The 6000-nt window shown below is 70.5% G+C and carries 7 protein-coding genes; 5 read left to right on the top strand and 2 right to left on the bottom strand.

What is annotated here, in order from left to right:
• Positions 1-141 precede the first annotated feature (141 nt).
• Positions 142-810 (top strand): GNAT family N-acetyltransferase, encoded by a 669-nt coding sequence (locus ACFU5G_RS16875; protein WP_377246946.1) that lies wholly within the window; start codon positions 142-144, stop codon positions 808-810.
• Positions 811-815: 5 nt separating this feature from the next.
• Positions 816-1418 (top strand): thymidine kinase, encoded by a 603-nt coding sequence (locus ACFU5G_RS16870; protein WP_377246943.1) that lies wholly within the window; start codon positions 816-818, stop codon positions 1416-1418.
• Between the two features lie 32 nt (positions 1419-1450).
• On the opposite strand, the gene ACFU5G_RS16865 is transcribed toward ACFU5G_RS16870, so the two are convergent.
• Together ACFU5G_RS16865 and ACFU5G_RS16860 are read right to left on the bottom strand one after the other, a co-directional pair.
• Complete coding sequence (locus ACFU5G_RS16865) at positions 1451-2488, bottom strand: fatty acid desaturase family protein (RefSeq protein WP_377246940.1); 1038 nt, start codon at positions 2486-2488, stop codon at positions 1451-1453.
• Between the two features lie 270 nt (positions 2489-2758).
• Positions 2759-3349: a protein-L-isoaspartate O-methyltransferase gene (locus ACFU5G_RS16860; RefSeq protein WP_377246937.1), complete on the bottom strand. Its 591-nt coding sequence runs from the start codon at positions 3347-3349 to the stop codon at positions 2759-2761.
• Positions 3350-3625: 276 nt separating this feature from the next.
• Here ACFU5G_RS16860 and rplU point away from each other — a divergent pair, with 276 nt between their 5' ends.
• The 3 genes from rplU (at position 3626) to obgE (ending at position 5904) form a co-directional block, all read left to right on the top strand.
• Entirely contained in the window at positions 3626-3934 is a 309-nt protein-coding gene (rplU, locus tag ACFU5G_RS16855) for a 50S ribosomal protein L21 (RefSeq protein WP_377246934.1), read from the top strand.
• Positions 3935-4021: 87 nt separating this feature from the next.
• The gene (gene rpmA, locus ACFU5G_RS16850) at positions 4022-4279 is read left to right on the top strand and encodes a 50S ribosomal protein L27 (protein WP_036961235.1); all 258 of its coding nucleotides are present in this window, start codon (positions 4022-4024) and stop codon (positions 4277-4279) included.
• A gap of 107 nt (positions 4280-4386) precedes the next feature.
• Positions 4387-5904, top strand: coding sequence for a GTPase ObgE (gene obgE / locus ACFU5G_RS16845; RefSeq protein ID WP_377246931.1), 1518 nt, complete (start codon positions 4387-4389; stop codon positions 5902-5904).
• The last annotated feature ends 96 nt before the right edge of the window (positions 5905-6000 follow it).

Below are 6000 nucleotides of genomic sequence, written 5' to 3'. Positions count from 1 at the left end.
GGGTAACGGAGACGTAGCAGTGCTACGTCTCCGTTACCCATCCCCCTGCGGGTAGTTCTTCTCCTGGCGTGGGGGCGCGCCCGATCGCACGATCGAAAAAGGACTTCCGCCGGGACCGGCCGCCTGGGGAGGATCGGGTGCGTGACGGCCACGACCTACGCCCGCGGCGCGACCCCCGACGGAACGACCGTGACCCTGCGCGGCTGGACCGCTCCCGACCTCGACGCCTTTCGGGGCTGGTTGCGGCCCGAGCACGAGTGGCACCGCTGGGACGGCCCCTACTACCCGGTCCCGGCAGAGGCGCAGGCCGATGCGCTCGTCGCGGCCCTGGCCCGGAGCAGCAGGCTGGAACGGGCGGCGGGCGGCGAGCCGGCGTCGGACACAACACGTGTCGGCGAGGAGCCACCCGTCGTCGTCGGGCAGATCCTGCCGCCGGGCAGACTGGTGATCGACGTCGATGGTGAGCTCGCCGGAACGGTCGCCTGGTACTGGGAGTCTCGCGAGACCGAGTGGGCCCGCATGGGAGTCACCGTCTACGACCCGGCGGTGCGCGGCCGGGGGATCGGGCGGACTGCGCTGGCCCTGTGGACGTCGTTCCTGTTCGAGAACACGCCTTGGGTGCGGCTCGACTTCGCCACGTGGTCGGGCAACCGCGCGATGCTCGGGGTGGGCAAGGCGCTGGGATTCACGGAGGAGGCACGGTTCCGGCAGGCCAGGGTGGTCGACGGCGAACGCTACGACTCGGTGGTGATGGGCGTGCTGCGCCACGAGTGGTCCCGGCGCATCCCCGGGCCGCGGGTGCTTGACTGACGCCCATGGAAGACGGTCTGGGCGCCGGGCGCCTCGAGGTCATCGCCGGCCCGATGTTCGCGGGCAAGTCCGAGGAGCTGCTGCGCCGGGTGCGGCGGGCCCGGATCGCGCGCCGGGGCGTGCTCGTGGTGAGCCACGCCCTGGACGACCGGCGCGGCGTCGGCCGGGTGTCGTCGCACTCCGGGCAGGAGGTGTTGTCGCACACGGTGTCCGACGCCACGGAGATCCCCGGCCTGCTGGATCCCGGCACCGAGCTCGTCGCCGTCGACGAGGCCCAGTTCTTCGGCGCCGGCCTCGTGCCCGTGGTCTCGGCCCTGGCGGGCCGCGGGCTCGTGGTGGTGGTCGCGGGGCTGTCCGTCACCTTCGACGGACAGCCCTTCACGCCCCTGCCCGAGCTCATGGCGCTGGCCGAGTCCGTGGAGAAGCTGACTGCCGTGTGCTCCGTCTGCGGGGCCGACGCCGCGTTCCACGTCCGGCTGCCCGCCGCGTCCCCGGTCCCCGATGCCGGGCCCGCGCACCCCGACGGCGCGCTCGTGCCGGTCGCGGCTCACGTCGGCGGGTCGGAGTCGTACGAGGCCCGCTGCCGCCGGCACGCCGTCGTCGGCTGACCGGATCGCGCCGCGCCGTCGGGCCGCCGGCGTCAGACCTTGCGCATCTGCTTGTACTGCGGGCAGTCGAACGGGTCGCGCGCGGCCAGCCCCACCTTGTTCAGGTAGTTGACGACGATCACGTACGACTGCGCCAGGCTGGTCTCGGTGTAGGGGATGCCGAGGGTCGCGCAGTGCTCCTTGACGATCTCGGCGGTCCGGATCAGGTGCGGGCGCGGCATGCTCGGGAACAGGTGGTGCTCGATCTGGAAGTTGAGCCCGCCCATCAGGATGTTCATGAACCGCCCGCCGCGGATGTTCCGCGAGGTGAGCACCTGCTTGGACAGGAAGTCGATGCGCGAGTCGGCGGGGATGATCGCCATGCCCTTGTGGTTCGGAGCGAACGACGCACCCATGTAGACGCCGAACACGGCAAGCTGCACGCCGAGGAACGCGAACGCCAGGCCGGGGGGCAGCACCCAGAACAGGATCGCGACGTAGACGCCGAGGCGCACCGTGATGGTGACGAGCTCGCGAATCCGGGAGCGCAGCGTCTCGGGGCTGCCGGTGAACAGCGAGCGGATCGACGTGACGTGCAGGTTCAGGCCCTCGAGCGTGAGCAGCGGGAAGAACAGCCAACCCTGGTAGCGGTTGATCCACCGCTTGAGCCCGCGGTGCTGCCGGACGCCCTCCTCCGTGAACGCGATCGTGTCGTTCTCGATGTCCGGGTCCTTGCCCATCTTGTTCGGGTTGGCGTGGTGCCGGGTGTGCTTGGTCATCCACCACGAGTAGCTGATGCCGACGACGGCGTTGGCGATCAGCCGACCCCAGCGGTCGTTGCGGGGGCCCGACTCGAAGACCTGCCGGTGCGAGGCCTCGTGCGCGACGAAGGCGAACTGGGTCAGGACGAGACCGAGCGCGCCGGCCATCAGGAGCTGGAACCACGAGTCGCCCAGCAGCACGAACCCGGTGATGATCCCGCCGAGCGCGACGGTGAGCGCGGCAAGGGTCCAGGCGTAGTAGTGGTGTGCCCGGCGCAGGAGCCCGGCGTCGCGCACAGTGCGAGCCAGGGACGAATAAGTGCTGGTCACGGGTTCGGCAAGGGGATCGCGCGGTTTGGTCGGGCGAAAGCCGTCGCGGACGATGGGGGCAGCTTGGGCCATGTGGTCCTCACCTGCTCGGGTTCGACTTCCCAGCCGTGGATAGGACTATGGCGCCCGTCATGCGGATGGCCTCCACCCTACGGGACCGTAGGTTGTGCTCCGAGGGGCAGTTGTGGACGCATCGCGAAGGCTTGAAGGCAATGTGTTTACCTCAACCTGGCAAACGGGATGGGCCTGCTGCCGCGCCCAGGCCGCGGTTCAGTCCTCGATGAGCGGGACGAACCGATAGCCGCCGTGGTCGGTCGCGCGGGTGCGCCCGTCGGGCAGCCGCTCGATGAGCAGCAGCGTCGTCCGTACGGGGATGACCATGCGCCCGCCGATCCCGACCTGTTCCACGAGGGTCCGGGGGAGGGCGGACGCCGCCGCCGAGACCAGGATCCGGTCCCAGCCGTTCTCCTGGGGCTGGCCGAGCACCCCCGGTTCGGTGTGCTGGAGCGTCGCCCAGCCCATCCCGGTGCGCGCCACGTTCGCGGCGCCCCAGTCGACGAGCCGGCTGTCGCGCTCGACGCCGAGCACCCAGCCCTGCGGACCGGTCAGGTAGGCGAGCAGCGCCGTCGTCCAGCCGGAGCCCGCGCCGACGTCGAGCACGCGCGCGCCGAGCGGCACGCGGAGCAGGCGCAGCATCGCGGCCACGGTGCTGGGCTGCGAGGACGTCTGGCCGCGGCCGATCGGCAGCGGCTGGTCCTGGCCCGCGAACGGCCGCTGCGAGCGGGGCAGGAAGTCACGGCGGGGTACGGCGCGCATCGCCCGGGCGATGTCGTCGTGCTCGGCGGCCGGCTCGGAAACCATCACGTATCACCTGAACCCAGGTTAGGCACAGCCCCAGGCAGATCGCCATGCGCGCTGCTGCGGGCCGGTGCCGCTCCCGACCGTGGGCAAGGCCACGCACCTACCGGTTTGAACCCGCTGAGGGCATCGCGTAACCTAGATCTTCGGTGTGCTGTCTGCGCACCCGTCCTGCGTGCCCATGGCGCACCGCACTCGACCGCCGCGGCGGAGCGAGTCACAGCAAAGCCGGTGAGATCCGTCGTGCGCGCACGCCAAGACTAGAGAGATGAGTTGAACGTGGTGTACGCGATCGTCAAGGCCGGTGGCCGCCAGGAGAAGGTGTCCGTCGGGACCATCGTCGTCATGGACCGTGTCCAGGTGGCAGCCGGTGAGACCGTTGAGCTCCCGGCCCTGCTGCTCGTGGACGGGGAGAAGGTGACCACCGACGCGAAGAAGCTCGCGAAGGTCAAGGTCACCGCTGAGATCGTGCGGGACGAGAAGGGTCCCAAGATCACGATCCTCAAGTACAAGAACAAGACCGGTTACCGCAAGCGCCAGGGCCACCGCCAGTCGCTGACCCGCGTCAAGGTCACCGGCATCAAGTGACTTCCGCTGCGGGCCTCCTCTGACGAGTGAGCCCGCGCGAGCCAGATACTTCTTCTTCTCCTTCGTCCCGAAAGACAGGTCAGCCAGATGGCACACAAGAAGGGCGCGAGCTCCTCGCGCAACGGTCGTGACTCCAACGCCCAGCGCCTCGGCGTGAAGCGGTTCGGTGGCCAGGTCGTCAAGGCCGGCGAGATCATCGTCCGCCAGCGCGGCACCCACTTCCACCCCGGCGTGAACGTCGGCCGCGGCAAGGACGACACCCTGTTCGCCCTCGACGCCGGCGCCGTCCAGTTCGGCACCCGTCGTGGCCGCAAGGTCATCGACATCGTCGCTGCCGAGGTCTGATTCGGCTTTCGCGTGAGGGGGCGCACCGGTGACGGTGCGCCCCCTCACGTCTTTTCATGAGCGGCCCTGAGCCGCTCCACCTGAGCAGTACCTGAGAGGATCGAGACATGGCCAGCTTCGTGGACCGCGTGGTTCTGCACGCCGCCGGCGGTAACGGCGGGAACGGCTGCGCCTCGATCCGCCGGGAGAAGTTCAAGCCCCTGGCGGGTCCCGACGGCGGCGACGGCGGTGACGGCGGCAGCGTCAAGCTGGTCGTCGACGCGAACACCACCACCCTGCTGGAGTACCACCACTCGCCGCACCGGCGGGCGACGTCGGGTACCCAGGGGATGGGCGACGACCGGGACGGCGCCAACGGCGGCGACCTGATCCTGAAGGTGCCGGACGGCACGGTGGTCAAGGACCTCGACGGGAACGTCCTGGCGGACCTCGTGGGCGACGGCGCCGAGTACGTCATCGCGGCGGGCGGCAAGGGCGGCCTCGGCAACCGGGCCCTGTCATCGCAGAAGCGCAAGGCCCCGGGCTTCGCGCTGCTCGGTGAGGAGGGCGACGAGGCCGACGTCGAGCTCGAGGTCAAGACCATCGCCGACGTCGCGCTGGTCGGTTTTCCGAGCGCGGGCAAGTCGTCGCTGATCGCCGCGATCTCGGCCGCGCGCCCCAAGATCGCCGACTACCCGTTCACCACGCTGGTGCCGAACCTCGGCGTGGTGCAGGCGGACCAGTCGCGGTTCACCGTCGCCGACGTGCCGGGCCTGATCCCGGGCGCGAGCGAGGGCAAGGGCCTGGGCCTGGAGTTCCTGCGGCACATCGAGCGCACGGCGATGATCGTGCACGTGCTCGACTGCGCCACGCTGGAGCCGGGTCGCGACCCGATCAGCGACCTCGACGTGATCGAGGCCGAGCTCGCCGCCTACTCGGGCGACATCGGCATCGCGGGCGGCCGCGTGCCGCTCGCCGAGCGCCCCCGCCTCGTCGTGCTCAACAAGATCGACGTGCCCGAGGCGCGCGAGCTCGCGGACTTCGTCAAGGCCGACCTGGAGGCGCGCGGGCTGCGCGTCTTCGAGATCTCGACCGCCTCGCACGAGGGCCTGCGCGAGCTGAAGTTCGCCCTGGCCGAGGTCGTCGAGAAGGCCCGCGCGGAGGCTCCCGCGCCCGAGGCCGCGCCGATCGTGCTGCGCCCGCGCGCCGTGAACGAGTCGAAGTTCACCGTGCGCCGGCTGGGCGGCGAGACCGCCTACTGGTTCGAGGTGCGCGGCACCAAGCCGGAGCGCTGGGTGAAGCAGACCGACTTCAACAACGACGAGGCCGTCGGCTTCCTCGCGGACCGGCTCGCCAAGCTCGGCGTCGAGGACGGCCTGTTCAAGGCGGGCGCCGTCGCGGGCGACGAGGTGCGGATCGGCGACCCGGACAACGCCGTCGTCTTCGACTGGGAGCCCACGCTGCAGACCGGCGCGGAGCTGCTCGGCGGACGCGGCACCGACCTGCGGCTCGACCAGAACGAGCGGCCCACGCGCGGCGACAAGCGCCGCGAGTTCACCGAGCGCATGGACGCCAAGGCTGAGGCCCGGCGCGAGCTGTGGACCGAGCGCGAGGCGGGCCACTGGACGGACCCCGAGGACAGCTGACCGGTCCGCCGAGGTAGAACCAGGGCGAGGTAGAACTGCGGCGAGGTAGAACGCCAGCGAAGTCGAACTGCGGTCCTGTTCTATCTCGCTGCGGTT

The organism is Promicromonospora sp. NPDC057488, from assembly GCF_042802395.1.
GTDB lineage: Bacteria > Actinomycetota > Actinomycetes > Actinomycetales > Cellulomonadaceae > Promicromonospora.
Note: the sequence above shows the minus strand (reverse complement) of the source record. Positions and strands in the feature narration are given on the sequence as shown.

What these genes read in the sequence shown, in the direction of transcription:
- ACFU5G_RS16870 (WP_377246943.1), top strand. Translation starts at nt 816, where the DNA reads ATGGAAGACGGTCTGGGCGCCGGGCGCCTCGAGGTCATCGCCGGCCCG.
- rpmA (WP_036961235.1), top strand. Translation starts at nt 4,022, where the DNA reads ATGGCACACAAGAAGGGCGCGAGCTCCTCGCGCAACGGTCGTGACTCC.
- ACFU5G_RS16860 (WP_377246937.1), bottom strand. Translation starts at nt 3,349, where the DNA reads ATGGTTTCCGAGCCGGCCGCCGAGCACGACGACATCGCCCGGGCGATG.
- obgE (WP_377246931.1), top strand. Translation starts at nt 4,387, where the DNA reads ATGGCCAGCTTCGTGGACCGCGTGGTTCTGCACGCCGCCGGCGGTAAC.